18 protein-coding genes are annotated in these 18,762 nt (G+C 61.5%); 5 read left to right on the top strand and 13 right to left on the bottom strand.

What is annotated here, in order from left to right; all coding sequences use genetic code 11:
- The first annotated feature begins 10 nt into the window (after positions 1-10).
- From leuS to MF4836_RS19645, 5 genes are all read left to right on the top strand, one after another.
- A complete protein-coding gene (leuS, locus tag MF4836_RS19665) occupies positions 11-2,617 on the top strand; it encodes a leucine--tRNA ligase (RefSeq protein WP_078471656.1) in 2,607 nt (868 codons plus the stop codon).
- Positions 2,618-2,707: 90 nt separating this feature from the next.
- Complete coding sequence (locus MF4836_RS19660) at positions 2,708-3,313, top strand: LPS-assembly lipoprotein LptE (RefSeq protein ID WP_078471655.1); 606 nt, start codon at positions 2,708-2,710, stop codon at positions 3,311-3,313.
- A gap of 39 nt (positions 3,314-3,352) precedes the next feature.
- On the top strand, positions 3,353-4,390 hold the full coding sequence (gene holA / locus MF4836_RS19655) for a DNA polymerase III subunit delta (RefSeq protein WP_078471654.1): 1,038 nt from the start codon (positions 3,353-3,355) through the stop codon (positions 4,388-4,390).
- A 130-nt stretch (positions 4,391-4,520) separates the two neighbouring features.
- Positions 4,521-4,682, top strand: coding sequence for an alternative ribosome rescue factor ArfA (arfA, locus tag MF4836_RS19650; RefSeq protein WP_020295286.1), 162 nt, complete (start codon positions 4,521-4,523; stop codon positions 4,680-4,682).
- 61 nt (positions 4,683-4,743) lie between these two features.
- Complete coding sequence (locus MF4836_RS19645; RefSeq protein ID WP_078471653.1) at positions 4,744-6,066, top strand: lytic murein transglycosylase; 1,323 nt, start codon at positions 4,744-4,746, stop codon at positions 6,064-6,066.
- A 38-nt stretch (positions 6,067-6,104) separates the two neighbouring features.
- On the opposite strand, the gene MF4836_RS19640 is transcribed toward MF4836_RS19645, so the two are convergent.
- The 13 genes from MF4836_RS19640 to MF4836_RS19580 form a co-directional block, all read right to left on the bottom strand.
- On the bottom strand, positions 6,105-7,052 hold the full coding sequence (locus MF4836_RS19640) for a S66 peptidase family protein (protein ID WP_078471652.1): 948 nt from the start codon (positions 7,050-7,052) through the stop codon (positions 6,105-6,107).
- Positions 7,053-7,228: 176 nt separating this feature from the next.
- Positions 7,229-8,224, bottom strand: a complete 996-nt coding sequence (gene lipA / locus MF4836_RS19635; RefSeq protein ID WP_161955756.1) for a lipoyl synthase — start codon at positions 8,222-8,224, stop codon at positions 7,229-7,231.
- Between the two features lie 31 nt (positions 8,225-8,255).
- A complete protein-coding gene (gene lipB / locus MF4836_RS19630; protein ID WP_078471651.1) occupies positions 8,256-8,903 on the bottom strand; it encodes a lipoyl(octanoyl) transferase LipB in 648 nt (215 codons plus the stop codon).
- A complete protein-coding gene (locus tag MF4836_RS19625) occupies positions 8,903-9,178 on the bottom strand; it encodes a DUF493 domain-containing protein (protein ID WP_008152827.1) in 276 nt (91 codons plus the stop codon). The genes lipB and MF4836_RS19625 overlap by 1 nt, the downstream gene beginning before the upstream one ends.
- An 84-nt stretch (positions 9,179-9,262) precedes the next feature.
- On the bottom strand, positions 9,263-10,420 hold the full coding sequence (locus MF4836_RS19620; RefSeq protein ID WP_078471650.1) for a D-alanyl-D-alanine carboxypeptidase family protein: 1,158 nt from the start codon (positions 10,418-10,420) through the stop codon (positions 9,263-9,265).
- Positions 10,421-10,595: 175 nt separating this feature from the next.
- On the bottom strand, positions 10,596-11,606 hold the full coding sequence (locus MF4836_RS19615; protein ID WP_078471649.1) for a septal ring lytic transglycosylase RlpA family protein: 1,011 nt from the start codon (positions 11,604-11,606) through the stop codon (positions 10,596-10,598).
- Positions 11,606-12,616 carry a lytic murein transglycosylase B gene (gene mltB, locus MF4836_RS19610; protein WP_078471648.1) on the bottom strand — a complete coding sequence of 337 codons (1,011 nt, stop codon included), beginning with the start codon at positions 12,614-12,616 and terminating at the stop codon, positions 11,606-11,608. The genes MF4836_RS19615 and mltB overlap by 1 nt, the downstream gene beginning before the upstream one ends.
- Positions 12,617-12,633: 17 nt before the next feature.
- Positions 12,634-13,737 carry a rod shape-determining protein RodA gene (rodA, locus tag MF4836_RS19605; protein WP_078471647.1) on the bottom strand — a complete coding sequence of 368 codons (1,104 nt, stop codon included), beginning with the start codon at positions 13,735-13,737 and terminating at the stop codon, positions 12,634-12,636.
- A gap of 31 nt (positions 13,738-13,768) precedes the next feature.
- Complete coding sequence (gene mrdA, locus MF4836_RS19600) at positions 13,769-15,664, bottom strand: penicillin-binding protein 2 (RefSeq protein WP_078471646.1); 1,896 nt, start codon at positions 15,662-15,664, stop codon at positions 13,769-13,771.
- A gap of 12 nt (positions 15,665-15,676) precedes the next feature.
- Positions 15,677-16,144 carry a 23S rRNA (pseudouridine(1915)-N(3))-methyltransferase RlmH gene (gene rlmH / locus MF4836_RS19595; RefSeq protein ID WP_003185785.1) on the bottom strand — a complete coding sequence of 156 codons (468 nt, stop codon included), beginning with the start codon at positions 16,142-16,144 and terminating at the stop codon, positions 15,677-15,679.
- 9 nt (positions 16,145-16,153) lie between these two features.
- Entirely contained in the window at positions 16,154-16,648 is a 495-nt protein-coding gene (gene rsfS / locus MF4836_RS19590; RefSeq protein WP_078471645.1) for a ribosome silencing factor, read from the bottom strand.
- 70 nt (positions 16,649-16,718) lie between these two features.
- On the bottom strand, positions 16,719-17,441 hold the full coding sequence (gene nadD, locus MF4836_RS19585) for a nicotinate-nucleotide adenylyltransferase (protein WP_238596166.1): 723 nt from the start codon (positions 17,439-17,441) through the stop codon (positions 16,719-16,721).
- Positions 17,410-18,681 (bottom strand): glutamate-5-semialdehyde dehydrogenase, encoded by a 1,272-nt coding sequence (locus MF4836_RS19580; RefSeq protein WP_078471644.1) that lies wholly within the window; start codon positions 18,679-18,681, stop codon positions 17,410-17,412. Before MF4836_RS19580 ends, nadD begins: the two co-directional genes overlap by 32 nt.
- Between the last annotated feature and the right edge of the window lie 81 nt (positions 18,682-18,762).

The raw sequence follows: 18,762 nt of genomic DNA, 5'->3' as shown, positions 1-18,762 counted from the left end.
AAAAGTAGCCATGCACGAACAATATCAGCCCCGTGAAATTGAAGCCGCCGCCCAGTCATTCTGGGATGAGCAAAAGTCCTTTGAAGTCAGTGAACAGCCAGGCAAGGAGACTTTCTATTGCCTATCGATGTTCCCTTACCCCAGCGGCAAGCTACACATGGGGCATGTGCGCAACTACACCATCGGCGACGTCATCTCCCGCTACCAGCGCATGCTGGGCAAAAACGTCCTGCAACCCATGGGTTGGGACGCCTTCGGCATGCCGGCGGAAAACGCCGCGATGAAGAACAACGTGGCTCCCGCCAAGTGGACCTACGAAAACATCGCCTACATGAAGACCCAGCTGCGCAGCCTGGGCCTGGCCGTGGACTGGTCCCGTGAAGTGACCACCTGCAAGCCGGATTACTACCGCTGGGAACAATGGCTGTTCACTCGCCTGTTCGAAAAAGGCGTGATCTACCGCAAAAACGGCACCGTGAACTGGGACCCTATCGACCAGACCGTGCTGGCCAACGAGCAGGTGATCGACGGGCGCGGCTGGCGTTCCGGCGCGCTGATCGAAAAGCGCGAAATCCCGATGTACTACTTCAAGATCACCGCCTACGCGGATGAACTCTTGTCGAGCCTCGACGATCTGCCGGGCTGGCCTGAGCAGGTCAAGACCATGCAGCGCAACTGGATCGGCAAGTCCCGCGGCATGGAAGTGCAGTTCCCGTACAACGTCGACTCCATCGGCGAAGCGGGCGTACTGAAAGTCTTCACCACCCGCCCGGACACCCTGATGGGCGCGACTTACGTTGCCGTGGCTGCCGAGCATCCACTGGCGGCCCTGGCGGCCCAGAACAACCCTGAGCTGCAGGCTTTTATCGCCGAATGCAAAGGCGGCAGCGTCGCGGAAGCCGATGTCGCCACCCAGGAGAAGAAAGGCCTGCCGACCTCGCTGTTCGTCGAGCACCCGTTGACCGGTGAAAAACTTCCGGTGTGGGTCGCCAACTATGTGCTGATGCATTACGGCGATGGCGCAGTGATGGCTGTTCCAGCACACGACGAGCGCGATTTCGAATTCGCCACCAAGTACAACCTGCCGATCAAGTCGGTGGTGCGCACCAGCTCCGGTGATACCAACCCGGCACCCTGGCAAGACGCCTATGGCGAGCACGGCACGCTGATCAACTCCGGCGAGTTCGATGGTCTCGACTTCGCAGGCGCCTTCGACGCCATGGAAGTGGCGCTGATCAAGAAAAACCTGGGTGCCTCGCGTACCCAGTTCCGCCTGCGCGACTGGGGCATCAGCCGCCAGCGCTACTGGGGCTGCCCGATCCCGATCATCCACTGCGACAGCTGCGGTGATGTGCCGGTCCCGGAAGAGCAACTGCCCGTCGTGCTGCCCGAAGACGTGGTGCCGGACGGCGCCGGTTCGCCATTGGCGCGCATGCCAGAGTTCTACGAATGCGCCTGCCCGAAATGCGGTGCTCCGGCCAAGCGTGAAACCGACACCATGGACACCTTCGTCGAGTCCTCGTGGTACTACGCCCGCTACGCCTCGCCACACTATGAAGGCGGCCTGGTGGAAAAAGCCGCGGCTGACCACTGGTTGCCGGTGGATCAGTACATCGGCGGCATCGAACACGCGATCCTGCACCTGCTTTACGCGCGCTTCTTCCACAAGCTGATGCGCGACGAAGGCCTGGTGACCTCTGATGAACCGTTCAAGAACCTGCTGACCCAAGGCATGGTGGTTGCCGAGACTTACTATCGCCGCGAAGCCAATGGCGCCTACACCTGGTTCAACCCGGCCGACGTCGAGCTGGAGCGTGATGGCAAAGCCAAGGTGATCAGTGCCAAGCTGATCAGCGACGGTCTGCCGGTAGAGATCGGTGGCACCGAGAAGATGGCCAAGTCCAAGAACAACGGCGTCGACCCTCAGTCGATGATCGACCAGTTCGGCGCCGATACCTGCCGCCTGTTCATGATGTTCGCCTCGCCGCCTGACATGAGCGCGGAATGGTCCGACTCCGGCGTTGAAGGTTCGCACCGCTTCCTCAAGCGCGTCTGGCGCCTGGCGCACGCCCATATCAGCCAGGGTCTCCCAGGCAAACTGGACGTGGCCAACTTGAACGATGAGCAAAAAGTCATTCGTCGCAGCACCCACCTGGCTATCCGCCAGGCCAGCCAGGACGTGGGCCAGAATCACAAATTCAACACGGCCATCGCCCAGGTGATGACGCTGATGAACGTGCTGGAAAAAGCACCGCAAATCACCGAACAGGACCGCGCACTGGTTCAGGAAGGCCTGGAAACTGTCGTCCTGTTGCTGGCGCCAATCACGCCGCACATCAGCCACGATCTGTGGAACCGCTTGGGCCACAGTGGCGCGGTGATCGACGCCGGCTGGCCGGTACAGGATGACAGCGCCCTGGTACAGGACACGCTGCAACTGGTCATCCAAGTGAATGGCAAGCTGCGCGGGCAGATCGAAATGCCGGCCAGCGCCAGCCGCGAAGAGGTCGAAGCCGCTGCTCGCAGCAACGAGAACGTGCTGCGCTTCACCGAAGGCCTGACGATTCGCAAAGTGATCGTCGTGCCCGGCAAACTGGTCAATATCGTCGCTAGCTAATTGGATCAGGTGCCAGGTCATTGACCTGGCACCGCATAAAACCTCCAGGGCCGCAAAGTCGGCCCACATGGTTTCAAGGGGAGCAACAAGATGATCAAACGCAATCTGCTGGTGATGGGCCTGGCTGTACTGCTAAGCGCCTGCGGCTTCCAGCTGCGCGGCACCGGCAACTACGACATGGCGTTCAAGGAACTCGACCTGAGTGCACGCAACGCCTATGGCGAAACCGTCACCCTCCTGCGTCAGATACTGCAGAACAGTGGCATCGAGATCCACACTGGCGCGCCGTACAAGCTGGTACTGACCAATGAACAGGAAAGCCAGCGCAGCCTCAGCTACGCCGGCGCCGGTCGTTCCACCGAGTATGAGATCACTAACGTACTGAACTACCAGATCCTCAGCAGCGATAACCTCGTGTTGCTCGATGACAAAATGCAAGTACAGAAGGTCTATATCCACGACGGCAGCAACCTGGTAGGTACCGACCAGGAGGCGATCGAAGTGCGCAAGGAAATGCGCCGTGACCTGGTGCAGCGCATGGTATTACGCCTGCAACTGCTGCACCCGGAGCAACTGCAGCAGCTTGAGCAGACGGCGAGGAACAAGGCCAAGGCCGACGCCGACGCCCTGGAAGCGGCACAGAAGGCTGAAGCGGAAACTCCGCAACAGTCGCCAATGCAGTTGCCGAACCAGTAAGCATTGCGGGGCGCCCAGGCGCCCCGCTTGCCCTTCTTTATGAAACTCACCCCCGCCCAACTCGGTAAACACCTGCAAGGCAGCCTCGCACCGGTCTATGTGATCAGTGGCGATGACCCGTTGCTGTGCCAGGAAGCTGCCGACGCGATCCGCACCGCGGCCCGCCAGCAAGGCTATGACGAACGCCAGGTGTTCAGCGCCGATGCCAGTTTCGACTGGGGCACGCTGCTGCAAGCCGGCGCAAGCATGTCGCTGTTCGCCGAAAAGCGCTTGCTGGAGCTGCGCCTGCCGTCGGGCAAGCCCGGCGACAAGGGCGCAGCAGCGCTGATCGAGTACTGCTCACGCCCTGCCGAAGACACCTTGCTGCTTATCAGTCTGCCCAAGCTCGATGGCAGCGCGCAGAAGACCAAGTGGGGCAAGGCCCTGGTCGAAGGCGAGCAGACTCAGTTCGTGCAGATCTGGCCAGTGGACGCCAACCAGCTGCCACAGTGGATTCGCCAGCGCCTGTCCCAGGCTGGGCTTTCTGCCAGCCAGGACGCGGTTGAACTGATTGCCGCACGGGTCGAAGGCAACCTGCTGGCCGCCGCCCAGGAAATCGAAAAACTCAAGCTGATGGCCGAAGGCGGACAACTGACCGTCGAGACCGTGCAGGCTGCGGTTGCCGACAGCGCTCGGTTCGATGTGTTCGGGCTGGTGGACGCCATTCTCAATGGCGAAGCCGCGCACGCCTTGCGCATGCTCGAAGGCCTGCGCGGTGAAGGCGTTGAGCCTCCGGTGATTCTCTGGGCGCTGTCCCGGGAACTGCGGTTGCTGGGTAATCTGTCGCTGCAATTCAGCCAGGGCGTGCCCCTGGATAAAGTCTTCAGCCAAGCCCGCCCCCCAGTCTGGGACAAACGCAAGCCGCTGATGAGCAAAGCCCTGCAACGCTATTCGGCGCAACGCTGGGGACAACTGCTATTGGATGCCCAGCGTATCGATGCCCAGATCAAGGGCCAGGCCGCTGGCTCGCCCTGGAGCAGCTTGAGCCGCCTGTCGCTGCTGATGTCGGGGCAACGCCTGGCACTGCCGGCGGAGTAACTGACAGTGCCTGCCCGCTCTCGATAAGCGATCACTGGCGAAATCACCTACACATCACAGGGGCTGGACAACAGCCGAACTCTGGCCGATCATCTGCGCCGTACAACTCACCAGCACAGCGAGAGATCCCATGAGCAAGCCATCCAAGCATGGCCCCAACAAGGCCAAATCCATCATTGCCCAGCCACTGTTCCGCAGCCGTCAGGAACAACCCGCCAAGGGCAAAGGCAGCTACCGCCGCGAAGCCTTCCAGTCTAAAAGCTGGGAGGCTTCTTACTTTCTGGCCGCCTGAAGGCAAGCTCCCCTTTGGCATGGTAAGGTCTGCACCTGATTCGTATTCCCTGGACCTGTGCATGCCCTTCCGTAATTCCCGTCATTGGCGCCTTCGCCAACTGGCCGCCGCCTCCAGTCTTATTCTGCTTGTCGCCTGCGCGGAAAAACCTACAGCCGCCGACGCCCAGCCACTGCCCAACCTTCAAGCCGCCCCACTGGCAGCTCCTGCGACTATCGCTCCGCTGACCGTCGACAATCTGGATATCCAACCCACCCAGACCTTCGCTGAATGGCAGGCCGGGTTCCGCGTCGAAGCCTTGAATGCTGGCATCCGTGCCGAACTGTTCGATCGCGCTTTCGTCGGCATTACTCCAGACATGAGCGTGATCAAGGCCGACCGTAGCCAGCCGGAATTCAGCCGGCCGGTATGGGAATACCTGGACGGTGCGGTATCACCGCTGCGAGTGCGCAAAGGCCAGGCCCTGCTCACCCAATACGCTGACACTCTGCAAAAGATCGAACAGCGCTACGGCGTCGACCGCCAGGCACTGGTGGCCGTCTGGGGCATGGAAAGCAATTTCGGCGACTTCCAGGGCAACAAGTCGGTCATTCGCTCCCTGGCAACCCTGGCCTATGAGGGACGGCGTCCAGCCTTCGCCAACAGCCAACTGATTGCCGCCCTGCAGATCCTCCAGCAGGGCGACATCCAGCCGGAAAAGATGCTCGGCTCCTGGGCTGGCGCCATGGGCCAGACCCAGTTCATTCCGACCACCTATAACACCCACGCCGTGGACTTCGACGGCGACGGCCGTCGCGACATCTGGAATAGCCCGGCTGATGCCCTGGCCTCGACCGCCCATTACCTGCAAAGCTCGGGCTGGCAAAAAGGCCAACCCTGGGGCTTCGAGGTGCGATTGGCCGATAACTTCGATTACTCCCTGGCCGACGGCGCCATCCGTAAAAGTGTCGCCGAATGGGCAAAGCTGGGCCTGAAGCTGCCCAACGGCAGCAATCTGCCGGCGGGTACGGAACACCTCTCAGCAGCCCTGCTATTGCCAGCGGGTTACCGGGGACCGGCGTTCCTGATCCTCGATAACTTCCGTGCAGTGCTCAAGTACAACAACTCGTCGTCCTACGCGCTGGCAGTCAATCTGCTTTCCGAACGCTTCACCGGTGCCGGCCTGATCAGCGGCGCCTGGCCCAAGGATGACCTGCCACTGAGCCGCTCCGAGCGTATCGAGTTGCAAAACCTGCTGAGCGCCCGCAACTACGACGCAGGCACTGCAGACGGCATCATCGGCGCCAATACCCGCAAGGCGATCCGCAGCGCGCAGCAATCATTCGGCTGGCCGGCAGATGGCTACCCGACCCATAAGTTGCTGGAAAACCTGCGCAATCAATGACCAGAGACGGCCAGGGAGCACGTCCCTGGCCCATCGCGCTACCTCAGCACCACGTCCTGCTCCAGGACCAGTTGCTGCTCACCCGCATCCAGCCTGACCAAAGCCCCGAGCGGCAAGGTCAGGTTGGGATCGCAATGGCCACTGCGCCACCCGGCAAGTACCGGAATGCGCAGGGGGGCAAAGGTCTGCTTGAGCAGGCGTGCAAGAGCCTCGGGGTCCACTCCCGCCACATCCCCGACCAACACCCCCCGCAACTGCTGCAGCTTGCCCGCGAGGCGCAGGTGAGTCAGCAGACGGTCGATGCGGTAGAGCGGCTCATTGATGTCTTCGATGAAGAGAATAACGTCCTGGGCATTGATCTCGTAGGGCGTGCCCATGGTCGCCGCAATCATCGACAGGTTGCCCCCCAGCAGCTGGCCACAGGCAATTCCCGGCTCGATGGTGTTCAAGGGATAGGCCACCGGATGCGCCAGCACGCTGCCGGCCTTGAACTGGCCGCGCAGCATGCCGAACAACGAAGCCTCGGTCGGTGCCTGCTTGCCGCCCAACAGGTCGGCGTTGAGCATCGGCCCGTGAAAGGTCACGAATCCCGCATAACGGTGTATCGCCAGGTGCAAGGCGGTGATATCGCTGTAGCCGATAAACGGCTTGGGATTGCGCCGCAGCAGGTCGTAGTCGATCCGGTCCAGTAACCGCGGGCTGCCGTAGCCCCCACGCAGGCAGAGAATGGCGCCGATCGCCTTGTCGGCAAAGGCCGCGTGCAGGTCCTGCAACCGCACCTCGTCGCTGCCCGCCAGGTAGCCGTCAGCCTCACCCACGCCCGGGAAGATCCGCAATGCATAGCCCCGCGCGCGCATCCATTGCACGGCTTTATCCACATCCAGGGCTGCGGGTCCGGCAGGTGCGATCAGGCCGATCTGCCCTTCAGGCAGCAGGGCCGGCACCGGCAGATGGGCGAGCAATGTTTCAATCGGCTGGGTGGTCATCCATGGTTCTCCCGACGTGGATTGTGTGGCTCACAGTAGACAGGATTGCTGAGCAAAAAAAGCCCCGGAATGCCTGGAAAGACCTGGGATTTATCTGCAAAGAAAGGTGATGTCGATACCGCAGAAACGAAAACGCCCACAAGGCAAGCCTTGCGGGCGCTTTTACCGGTCGCGAATCAGGAGACCAGGCTGGCCTTGACCAGTTTCGCCTGCTCGTCGGCGTGGTACGACGAACGCACCAGCGGGCCCGAGGCGACGTTCTTGAAGCCCATCTTGTAACCTTCCTCGGCGAACCAGGCGAAGGTGTCCGGGTGCACGAAGCGCTGGACCGGCAAGTGGCTGCGCGACGGCTGCAGGTACTGGCCCAGGGTCAGCATGTCGATGTCGTGTTCGCGCATGCGCTTCATGACTTCGATCACTTCATCGTCGGTCTCGCCCAGGCCCAGCATCAAGCCGGACTTGGTCGGGATCAGCGGCATCATCTGCTTGAATTTCTGCAGCAGGGTCAACGACCACTGGTAGTCCGAACCCGGACGCGCAGCCTTGTACAGGCGCGGCACGGTTTCCAGGTTGTGGTTGAACACATCCGGTGGCTCGGCAGCGGTGATTGCCAGTGCCACGTCCATCCGGCCGCGGTAATCCGGAACCAGAGTTTCGAGCAGTACATTCGGCGACAATTTACGGATTTCGCGGATGCAGTCGGCAAAGTGCTGAGCACCGCCGTCACGCAGGTCATCACGGTCGACCGAGGTGATCACCACGTACTTCAGACGCAGGTCGGCAATGGCGATGGCCAGGCTTTCCGGCTCGTTGACATCCAGTGGTTTCGGACGGCCGTGGCCGACGTCACAGAACGGGCAACGACGGGTGCAGATGTCACCCATGATCATGAAGGTCGCGGTGCCGCCGGAGAAGCATTCGCCCAGGTTAGGGCAGGAGGCCTCTTCGCAAACGCTGTGCAGCTTGTGCTTGCGCAGCAAGGCCTTGATGCGATCGACTTCCGGGGACACCGGAATCCGTACGCGAATCCAGTCCGGCTTCTTCGGCAGCTCGGTGGTCGGAATGATCTTCACCGGGATGCGTGCAACCTTTTCGGCGCCGCGCAGCTTGACGCCGGCTTCAACCTTGGCACGCGGGGCCGGGCGCTCGGTGATATCGAGCGTCGGGATCATGGTTTGCACAGCGTCTTGCGCAGTAGTCATATCAGTCGATTCCGCCCGTTAGGGTCGTCTGCTCAGCATAGTCGAGGTGTTTGACGAGCTGCGCGCGCAGCCGGGCACTTACCTCGGCAAATTCAATCGTCCCTGTGTGCTCGCGCAGCTGGGTCATCGCCAGCCCGGCATAGCCGCAGGGGTTAATCCGTCGAAACGGCTCAAGATCCATATCCACATTCAGGGCCAGGCCATGAAAGGAGCAACCATGGCGAATCCGCAGGCCCAGGGAGGCGATTTTCGCCCCGTTAACGTACACGCCAGGCGCATCCGGCTTGGCTGCCGCTGTCACGCCATAACTGGCCAGCAACTCGATCAGGCAGCATTCCATCCGGCTGACCAGCTCGCGCACACCGAACCCGAGTCGGCGCACATCCAGCAGCAGGTAAGCCACCAGCTGGCCGGGACCGTGATAGGTCACCTGCCCGCCTCGATCCGCCTGGACCACCGGGATATCCCCGGGAATCAGCAGGTGTTCCGCCTTGCCGGCCTGGCCTTGAGTAAACACCGGTGAATGCTCGACCAGCCAGATTTCATCGGCGGCATCACTGCCGCGCTCATTGGTAAAACGCTGCATGGCGTGCCAGACCGGCTCGTAATCCATCCGGCCAAGCTCGCGAAAGCCGAGCGGTTGCTGCATCACAGCACCATGTGTACGAAACCGGTAGCCCGCAACTCGCTGTTGATGTCGTACAGCTGTTCTTGACCGGTGGCGATGATGTGCAGCTGGATAGTCGTGTACTTGCCGTTGGTACTCTGGCGTTCGGCCAGGGTCTTGTGGTCAACGGTGGCGTGCTTCTCAAGGATCGCGATGATCTTGTCCTTGAAACCCACACCGGTGTCGCCAATCACCTTGATCGGGTAATCCGCGCAAGGGAATTCGATCTTTGGCGCCTTTACTTCAGTGTCTGTCATGGCAAAACGGCCTCGTAAGCCGTGGCGACGGACATGGGCCCTGGTCTGTTTCAGAGCAGGGCCCATGTCCGTCGACAACAGTAATCAGTTGAACAAGCCGTAGAAGAATAGACGGATGCTATCCCACATGCGGCGGAAGATACCACCTTCCTCGACCGCTTCCAGAGCGATCAGGTCGGCGCTGTGTACGACCTTGTCGTCCAGTTTGACCTCAACCTTGCCGATCACGTCGCCCTTGGCGATAGGCGCGACCAGTTGAGGGTTCATGGTCATGCTGGCGGCGAGCTTCTTCAGCTGGCCCTTGGGCATGGTCATGGTCAGGTCTTCAGCCAGGCCGGCCTTGACTTGGTGGGTGGTGCCTTTCCAGACCGGTGCCTGGGCCAGCTCGGTGCCTTTCTGATAGAAGGTCTGGGTTTCGAAGAAGCGGAAACCGTAGGTCAGCAGCTTCTGGGTCTCGGCGGCGCGAGCCTGTTCGCTGTTGGTGCCGAAGACCACCGCGATCAGACGCATGCCATCACGCACGGCCGAGGACACCATGCAGTAGCCGGCCTCGTCGGTATGGCCGGTTTTCAGACCGTCGACAGTCTTGTCGCGCCACAGCAGCAGGTTGCGGTTAGGTTGCTTGATGCCGTTCCAGAAGAACTCTTTCTGCGAGTAGATCGCATAGTGAGCCGGGTCTTCGTGGATGATCGCGCGAGCCAGCACCGCCATGTCGTGGGCCGACGAGTAGTGCTCGGGGTTCGGCAGGCCGGTCGGGTTCATGAAGTGGCTGTTGCTCATGCCCAGGTCGCCGGCCGTCTTGTTCATCATGTCGGCGAATGCGTCTTCGCTGCCGGCAATGTGCTCGGAAACCGCAACGCTGGCGTCGTTACCCGACTGGATGATGATGCCGTGCAGCAGGTCGCTGACGGTCACCTGCGAACCGACCTTGATGAACATCCGCGAACCGCCGGTGCGCCAGGCGTTCTCGCTGACGGTCACCGGGTCGTTCTCGCCGATCTGGCCGCGACGGATTTCCAGGGTCGCGATGTAGGCTGTCATCAGCTTGGTCAGGCTGGCTGGCGGCAGACGCTGGTCACCATTGTTCTCCACCAGCACGTTACCGCTGCTGGCATCCATGAGCACATAGGACTTGGCGGCCAGTTGCGGTGGCGACGGCATCGCCTCTACCGCCCAGGCAGCGGGCGTGATGATCAGCGGAACAAGCAGGCACAGGCGTTTGGCAAAGGTGGTGATGTTCATCCGTCTCTCGAAGTAGCTAATGGAAACTTGCCCTCTCGGGCAAAACTAATCAGACAGCCTTCTGACGGGCTGTCGCGTGTTCAGTTGTTCACTCACTGACCCTTGCCGGGTTTTTGTTGTTCACAGAGCCAACAACCTAGGCCACCCGCACGCGGGCAGACCCTGAATCAAAAAATCACTCGGCAGTCACGACGCTCGGCTGACCCAGATTGGCCAGGCGCACGCTGTTCTGCACTTGCTGAATCTCACCCGGCGAGCCGATCGGCCCCAGGCGCACCCGGTGCAGGGTCTGCTGATTACGCACGATCGAACTGATGAACACCGGGGCGCTCACCATTCCGCTCAACTTCGACCTCAGCAATTCGGCAGCATCCGGGTTGGCGAAGGCGCCCACCTGCAGATACTGGCCAGAGGCTGGGGAAGCAGCCGCTTTCTTGGCCTCCAGCTGCACCGGCACCACGGCGGCAGCGTGCTGCTGGGGCGGCGGCGTCCATTGTTCTACCGTGCCAGTCGATGCCGTGACCGTCGGCGCGGCATTCTGCGCCACCTGCGGTTCATTGAGCATCAACGGCGCCGGGCGACCACGCTGGGCCCACCATTCCTGGGGATCGATGCCTTCAACCTTGACCCGCGCGGTGCCGGTCTCGGCATACCCGAGCTTTTTCGCTGCGGCGTAGGACAGGTCGATGATGCGATCGGAGTAGAACGGCCCACGATCGTTGACCCGCAGAATCACGGTCTTGTTGTTGTCCAGGTTGGTCACCCGCACGTAACTGGGCAGCGGCAGTGTCTTGTGCGCCGCGCTCATGCCATACAGGTCATATACCTCGCCATTGGCGGTGTTCTGCCCGTGAAACTTGGTGCCATACCAGGACGCCGTACCCGACGCGACATAGCGCTTGGATTCGGCCATCGGGAAATAGGTCTTGCCCAGCACCGTATAAGGGTTGGCCTTGTAGGGCCCGGTGTGCAGGGTCGGGGTGGCATCGGGAATGCGTGAAACGTCGACATCCCACCAGGGCGCGCCGTCCTTGTGGGCACGGTTGATATCCAGGCCCGGGGCGGAACGCACCGCGGTCGAGGATTTCTGTTGCGGCGCTCGACTCGTCGAGCAACTGACCACCAGCAAGGACAACGCGGCGAAAGCCACCAGCTTCAGGGGTTTGCGAATTGGCGATGCCGGCATTACTTGACGCCCCGTGCTTGGACCAGCTGTTCAGACAACTGATGTACGGCCATGGCGTACATCACGCTGCGGTTATAACGCGTGATCGCGTAAAAATTCTTCAGGCCCATCCAGTATTCCGGGCCATTGTCGCCTTCCAGGCGGAAGGCGGTGACGGGCAAATCATCGCGCAGCGCATCATGACTCGACCAGCCCAGGGCCCGCAACTCCCCGACGGTTTTCGTCGGCTCGATGCCGGTGGTCAGGCCTTCATCGACCTGATCGCCGCGCACATCGGCGCGGCTGACCACCGGCTCGCCGGCAACCCAGCCGTGGCGCTTGAAGTAGCTTGCGACGCTGCCAATGGCATCGTCCGGATTGGTCCAGATATTAATGTGGCCGTCACCGTCGAAATCCACAGCGTACGCGCGAAAGCTGCTCGGCATGAACTGCGGCAACCCCATGGCCCCGGCGTAGGAGCCCTTGAGCGTCAAGGGGTCAACCTGTTCTTCACGGGCCAGCAGCAAAAATTCGCGCAGCTCCTTGCGGAAGAATTCGGCGCGCGGCGGATAATCGAAACTCAGGGTTGATAAAGCATCGATCACCCGGTAATTACCGGTATTTCGACCAAAAAAGGTCTCAACGCCGATAATCGACACTATCACCTGGGCCGGCACGCCATATTCCTGCTCGGCACGGGCCAATGCGGCTTCGTGCTGACGCCAGAAGTCCACCCCGCGGGCAATGCGCGCGTCGGTGATGAACATTGGCCGGTATTCTTTCCATTGCTTGACGCGCTCGGCAGGCCTTGAAATGGCGTCCAGAATCGATTGCTTGCGTTCAGCTTCGCGGAACACACCCATCAGCTGCTCGCCTGCAAAACCATAATCGCGGGTCATTTCACCCACGAACTCGGCCACTTGCGGCGAACCCTCGTAATCGCCGGCCAACGCTTCCTGCGTTGCACCAAGGATGCCTACCAGACCGACCCACGGTGCATACCGAGCGGCCCAGCCACGCATTACTTGCATTGAATTCTTCACCTTTTTCAAACCTGCGCGATCCACTTACGATGGGTATGGATCGACATCAAAACCCCAAACGCTGACAGCAGTGTCACCAGCGAAGTTCCTCCGTAGCTAATGAACGGCAACGGCACCCCTACAACCGGCAACAGGCCACTGACCATACCGATGTTGACGAAAACGTAAACAAAAAACGTCATGGTCAGGCTGCCGGCGAGCAATTTACCGAACAGCGTCTGCGCCTGGGCGGTAATCACCAGCCCGCGACCGATCAACAACAGATAGATCAGCAGCAGCGCGCAGATGCCCACCAGACCGAATTCCTCGCCCATCACCGCAATGATGAAGTCGGTGTGGCTTTCCGGGAGAAAGTCCAGGTGCGACTGAGTGCCCAACAACCAGCCTTTGCCAAATACGCCGCCGGAACCGATGGCCGCCTTGGACTGGATAATGTTCCAGCCGGTGCCGAGCGGATCGCTCTCCGGATCGAGGAAGGTCAGGATCCGCTGTTTCTGGTAGTCGTGCATGATAAAGAACCACATCGCCACCGCCACCGGCACCGCCGCCGCCAGCACGCTGAGGATCCAGCGCCAGCGCAGCCCACCCATGAACAGCACGAAGGCGCCGCCGGCGAGAATCAGCAGTGAGGTGCCGAGGTCGGGCTGGCGCACGATCAGAATGAACGGAATACCGATCAGCACCAGGCTGATCCCCACGTGCTTGAGTTGCGGCGGCAGGGTGCGCTTGGCCAGGTACCAGGCAATGGTCGCGGGCATGATGATCTTCATGAATTCCGACGGCTGGAAGCGAATCACCCCCGGGATGTTGATCCAGCGGGTGGCGCCCATGGCGTTGTGCCCCATGACATCTACCACCACCAGCAGTACCACGCCGAACACATAGGCCAGCGGTACCCAGCGCGCCATGAAGCGCGGCTCGAACTGGGCGATCACGATCATCGACACCAGGCCGATGCCGAACGAGGTCGCCTGCTTGGCCAGCAGGTCCCAGCTCTTGCCGCTGGCCGAGTACAGGACAAACAGGCTGCCGGCCGCCAGGGTCAGCAGCAGGATCAATAACGGTCCATCGATGTGCATGCGCTGCAACAGAGTCGCGCGACGCCGCATCACATCCTCGCTGGAGAGGATGCGATCAAAATTACTCTTCACGGGCCGTAGCCTCCGCGCTGATAGGGCTGGCGAACTCGGGCTTGAGCTGACCGTCCTGGCCAAGCAGCCAGGCATCCATGATCTGACGCACTACCGGGGCCGCGACGCCGGAACCCGACTCACCGTTCTCGACCATGACCGAGACCACGATTCTGGGGTTGTCCGCCGGGGCAAACCCGACAAACAGGGCGTGGTCGCGGTGGCGTTCCTGGACTTTGGAGCGGTCGTACTTCTCGCCCTGCTTGATGGCGACCACCTGGGCGGTACCACTCTTGCCGGCGATCCGATACTGCGCGCCGACTGCCGCCTTGCGCGCGGTACCGCGAGCGCCGTGCATCACCTGCTGCATGCCGTGATTGACCTTGGTCCAGTCCGACGGGTCACGCAGGACGATGTCCGGCATCGGGTTTTCATCCACCGGCTTTTCGCCCTCGATGGTCTTGGCCAGGTGCGGGCGGTTCCACTTGCCCTTGCTGGCCACCAGCGCAGTGGCCTGGGCCAGTTGCAAAGGGGTCGACTGCATATAGCCCTGGCCGATCCCGAGAATCAGGGTTTCCCCCGGGAACCAGGCCTGGCGCCGCGTGGCGCGCTTCCATTCACGGGACGGCATCAGCCCTGGGGATTCCTCGAACATGTCCAGGGACACCTTTTGCCCGATACCGAACTTGTTCATGTAGGCCGACAATCGATCGATCCCCAGCTTGTGGGCCAGGTCATAGAAGTAGGTGTCGTTGGAACGCATGATCGCCGTGTCCAGGTCGACATAGCCGTCACCGGTGCGGTTCCAGTTGCGGTACTTGTGATCGTAATTGGGCAATTGGTAATAACCCGGATCGAAGACCCGGGTCGAGGCCGTGACCACGCCCGAATCGAGACCGGCAATCGCCACCGCTGGTTTGATGGTCGAGCCCGGCGGATAAAGGCCGCGCAGCACCCGGTTGAACAGCGGACGATCGATCGAATCGCGCAACTCGGCATAGGCCTTGAAGCTGATGCCGGTCACGAACAGGTTCGGGTCGAAGCTTGGCTGGCTGACCATCGCCAGCACTTCACCGGTGGTGGGATCCAGCGCCACCACCGCGCCACGACGCCCGCCCAGAGCCAGTTCGGCGGCTTCCTGCAGCTTGATGTCGAGGCTCAGGACAATGTCTTTGCCAGGAATCGGATCGGTGCGCTTGAGCACCCGCAGCACGCGGCCGCGGGCGTTGGTCTCGACTTCTTCGTAGCCCACCTGGCCGTGCAACTCCGGCTCGTAGAAGCGCTCGATACCGGTCTTGCCGATATGGTGAGTGCCGCTGTAGTTGACCGGATCCAGGGACTTCAGCTCTTTCTCGTTGATCCGCCCCATGTAGCCCACCGAGTGCGCAAAGTGCGCGCCCTGGGGGTAATGGCGCACCAACTGGGCCACCACTTCCACGCCCGGCAGGCGGAACTGGTTGACCGCGATCCGGGCGATCTGCTCTTCGTTGAGCTCAAACAGAATCGGCACCGGTTCGAATGGCCGCCGCCCCTGGCTCATGCGCTTTTCGAAGAGCACGCGGTCCTCCGGCGTCAGCTCCAGCACCTCGACAATCACATCGAGGACCTGGCGCCAGTCGCCGGAGCGCTCGCGGGTCATGCTCAGGCTGAAGCTCGGCCGGTTATCCGCCACCACGACGCCGTTGCGGTCAAAAATCAGGCCGCGGGTCGGTGGAATCGGCTGCACATGGACGCGGTTGTTTTCCGACAGGGTCGAGTGGTACTCGTACTGGATGACCTGCAGAAAATACAACCGCGCTATCAGCACCCCGATCAGGCACACCACTGCAATTGCACCGAACACGACCCGGCCACGCACCAGACGGGCGTCTTTCTCGTGGTCCTTGATGCGGATCGGCTGGGACATTAGGGCGCAGGGCTACTTGTGATAAGGGTGCCCGGACAGGACTGTCCAGGCGCGATACAGCTGTTCACCGATGAGGATGCGTACCAGCGGGTGGGGTAAGGTCAGCGGCGACAGCGACCAGCGCTGATCCGCCCGCGCACAGACTTCCGGCGCCAGCCCTTCCGGGCCGCCGACCATGAAGTTGACCGTGCGCGAATCGAGCCGCCAGCGGTCCAGTTCGACCGCCAGTTGCTCGGTGCTCCAGGGCTTGCCGTGCACCTCGAGGGTGACAATCCGCTCGTTGGGGCCGACCTTGGCCAACATGGCTTCGCCTTCCTGACGGATAAAGCGTGCCACGTCGGCGTTCTTGCCCCGGGTATTGAGCGGTATTTCCACCAGTTCCAGCGCCAGCTCGGACGGCAAGCGCTTGGCATATTCATGCCAGCCCTCTTCCACCCACTTGGGCATGCGTGAACCGACAGCGATCAGACGCAGGCGCACAGCCGTTCCTTATTCCTGGTCTTTGTTGAGCTTGTTGAAATGCTCGTGACCCACTTCCGGGCTGTGGTGCTTGCCATCGGCGGCACGGCTCTGCTCGGCGCCTTTCCACAGGCGCTCCAGGTCGTAGAACTGACGGGCGTTGGAGGTCATCATGTGAACGATCACGTCGTCCATGTCCAACAACACCCAGTCGCTGTCGCCCTTGCCTTCTTCACCCAGCGGCTTGACGCCCAGGGCCTTCACGGCTTCGCGAACCTTGTCCAGCATCGCGCCGATCTGACGGTTGGAGGTACCGGTGGCAATGATCATGTAGTCAGTAATGCTTTGCTTGTCACGCACATCGATGACCAGCACGTCCTGGGCCTTGACGTCTTCCAGGGCCGCTACGGCAACCTTGACCAGCTCTTCGCCCTTGAGGGGCTCGCCGATGATGACTTTTTCAGGCAGCGGGGCACTCTTGAACGTGCCTTTGCGCTTAACTTTGTTTACGTCGTTGTTCGTCATATAAAACTCGTTTTGCTCGTATGTTCGGGCGCTTCAATACACGACTATTCGTGCCTTCAAGCGCGCCTTTTCAGTTCGACGCACGGTAAAGCCCGTGCGCATCGATGTAGGCCAGGACCGCGTCAGGCACCAGGAAACGTACCGACTTACCGCTGGCCAGCAGTTGACGGATCTGGGTGGCAGACACCGCAAGCGGGGTCTGCCAGACGAATGCAATATTCCCGCTTGGCCCGGTCAGGGCCAAGGGGTCACTTACCGACCGCGCTGCCAGCAGGTTGCGCAACGCATCCGGCGGTTCGCTGTCGGCATCCGGGCGTTGCAGCACCAGGATGTGGCAATGCTGGAGTAACTCCTCCCAGCGATGCCAGGTGGGCAGGCCGCAAAAAGCGTCCCAGCCCAGTAGCAGAAACAACTGGTCATCCGCGGCCAACTCGGCCCGCATCAGTTCCAGGGTGTCGAGGGTGTAGGACGGTTTGTCCCGTTTCAGCTCACGGTCGTCCACCACCAACGGTGATACCCCCGTGACCGCGCACTCGACCATCGCCAGACGGTCCAACGCCGATACCTGCGGCGTGTTGCGATGAGGCGGCCTGGCACTGGGTGTCAGGCGCAATTCATCAAGAGTCAGCGATTCGGCCACTTCCAGCGCACCGCGCAAATGGCCGATATGCACCGGGTCGAACGTCCCGCCGAGTACGCCAATGCGTCTGGGCCGGGGTTCGCTGACGGGCAGAACGGCTGGCTGGCCAAGGTCGCCCAAGTCAGACCGACTCCTGTCCACGCAACTGGCCATCACCGACCACGATGTATTTCTCGCAGGTCAAGCCTTCGAGACCTACCGGGCCGCGGGCGTGCAGCTTATCAGTAGAAATGCCAATCTCCGCACCCAATCCGTATTCAAAGCCATCGGCGAAGCAGGTCGGGGTGTTGATCATCACCGAACTGGAGTCGACCTCAGCTACAAAACGCCGGGCTTCACCCTGGTGTTCAGTGACGATCGAGTCCGTGTGGTGCGAGCCGTAATGGTTGATGTGCTCAATGGCCTGGCCCAGGTCGTCCACCACGCGGATCGACAGAATCGGTGCCAGGTACTCGGTATTCCAGTCTTCTTCGGTTGCAGCAATCACGTCGATGATGGCCTGAGTACGCTCGCAACCCCGCAACTCGACACCCTTCTCGCGGAACTGCGCAGCCATCGCCGGCAAGAAATCGGCAGCCACAGCTTGATCCACCAGCAGGGTTTCCATCGCGCCGCAGATGCCATAACGGTAGGTCTTGGCGTTGAAGGCAATGCGCTGGGCCTTGGCCAGGTCCGCGTGAGCACCGACATAAACGTGGCAGATGCCGTCCAGATGCTTGATCACCGGCACGCGGGCGTCACGGCTAACGCGTTCGATCAGGCCCTTGCCACCGCGCGGTACGATCACGTCGACGTATTCCGGCATGGTGATCAAGGCACCGACAGCCGCCCGGTCGGTCACTTCGACCACCTGGACCACGGCCGCCGGCAAGCCGGCTTCGGCCAGGCCGCGCTGGATGCACAGGGCGATGGCGCGATTGGAGTGGATGGCCTCGGAGCCGCCACGCAGGATGGTCGCGTTACCCGACTTCAGGCACAGGCTCGCGGCATCGATGGTCACGTTCGGCCGTGATTCGTAAATGATGCCAACCACACCCAGCGGCACGCGCATTTTGCCGACCTGGATACCCGAAGGCCGGTAGCTCATATCGCGGATCGCGCCCACCGGGTCCGGCAGGCTAGCCACCTGGCGCAGACCAACGATCATGCCGTCGATACGGGCCGGGGTCAGCGCCAGACGTTCTAGCATGGCCGGTTCCAGACCATTGGCCCGACCGGCAGCCAGGTCCTGCTCGTTGGCAGCGGTCAGTTCTGGACGAGCGGCGTCCAAAGCAGCGGCAGCAGCATTCAGCGCACGGTTTTTCTGCGCAGTGCTGGCACGGCCGATGACACGCGAAGCTTCGCGGGCAGCGCGACCCAAACGGGTCATGTAGTCAAGAACGGACTCAGTCATGGTCTGGTGTGGTCTTGGCAAAGAGGAAAGCGGCAGATTATAGCTGTCGCATCGGCCCACGGACAGCGGTCACGGGCGGAT

The organism is Pseudomonas sp. MF4836 (assembly GCF_002018875.1).
Lineage (GTDB): Bacteria > Pseudomonadota > Gammaproteobacteria > Pseudomonadales > Pseudomonadaceae > Aquipseudomonas.
Note: the sequence above shows the minus strand (reverse complement) of the source record. Positions and strands in the feature narration are given on the sequence as shown.

Coding starts and splice junctions, on each gene's coding strand:
- holA (WP_078471654.1), top strand. CDS start 3,353: ATGAAACTCACCCCCGCCCAACTCGGTAAACACCTGCAAGGCAGCCTC.
- MF4836_RS19625 (WP_008152827.1), bottom strand. CDS start 9,178: ATGACAGACACTGAAGTAAAGGCGCCAAAGATCGAATTCCCTTGCGCG.
- lipA (WP_161955756.1), bottom strand. CDS start 8,224: ATGATCCCGACGCTCGATATCACCGAGCGCCCGGCCCCGCGTGCCAAG.
- MF4836_RS19640 (WP_078471652.1), bottom strand. CDS start 7,052: ATGACCACCCAGCCGATTGAAACATTGCTCGCCCATCTGCCGGTGCCG.
- MF4836_RS19660 (WP_078471655.1), top strand. CDS start 2,708: ATGATCAAACGCAATCTGCTGGTGATGGGCCTGGCTGTACTGCTAAGC.
- rodA (WP_078471647.1), bottom strand. CDS start 13,737: ATGCGGCGTCGCGCGACTCTGTTGCAGCGCATGCACATCGATGGACCG.
- leuS (WP_078471656.1), top strand. CDS start 11: ATGCACGAACAATATCAGCCCCGTGAAATTGAAGCCGCCGCCCAGTCA.
- rsfS (WP_078471645.1), bottom strand. CDS start 16,648: ATGACGAACAACGACGTAAACAAAGTTAAGCGCAAAGGCACGTTCAAG.
- lipB (WP_078471651.1), bottom strand. CDS start 8,903: ATGCAGCAACCGCTCGGCTTTCGCGAGCTTGGCCGGATGGATTACGAG.
- MF4836_RS19620 (WP_078471650.1), bottom strand. CDS start 10,420: ATGAACATCACCACCTTTGCCAAACGCCTGTGCCTGCTTGTTCCGCTG.
- MF4836_RS19580 (WP_078471644.1), bottom strand. CDS start 18,681: ATGACTGAGTCCGTTCTTGACTACATGACCCGTTTGGGTCGCGCTGCC.
- arfA (WP_020295286.1), top strand. CDS start 4,521: ATGAGCAAGCCATCCAAGCATGGCCCCAACAAGGCCAAATCCATCATT.
- nadD (WP_238596166.1), bottom strand. CDS start 17,441: ATGGCCAGTTGCGTGGACAGGAGTCGGTCTGACTTGGGCGACCTTGGC.
- MF4836_RS19615 (WP_078471649.1), bottom strand. CDS start 11,606: ATGCCGGCATCGCCAATTCGCAAACCCCTGAAGCTGGTGGCTTTCGCC.
- MF4836_RS19645 (WP_078471653.1), top strand. CDS start 4,744: ATGCCCTTCCGTAATTCCCGTCATTGGCGCCTTCGCCAACTGGCCGCC.
- mrdA (WP_078471646.1), bottom strand. CDS start 15,664: ATGTCCCAGCCGATCCGCATCAAGGACCACGAGAAAGACGCCCGTCTG.
- mltB (WP_078471648.1), bottom strand. CDS start 12,616: ATGCAAGTAATGCGTGGCTGGGCCGCTCGGTATGCACCGTGGGTCGGT.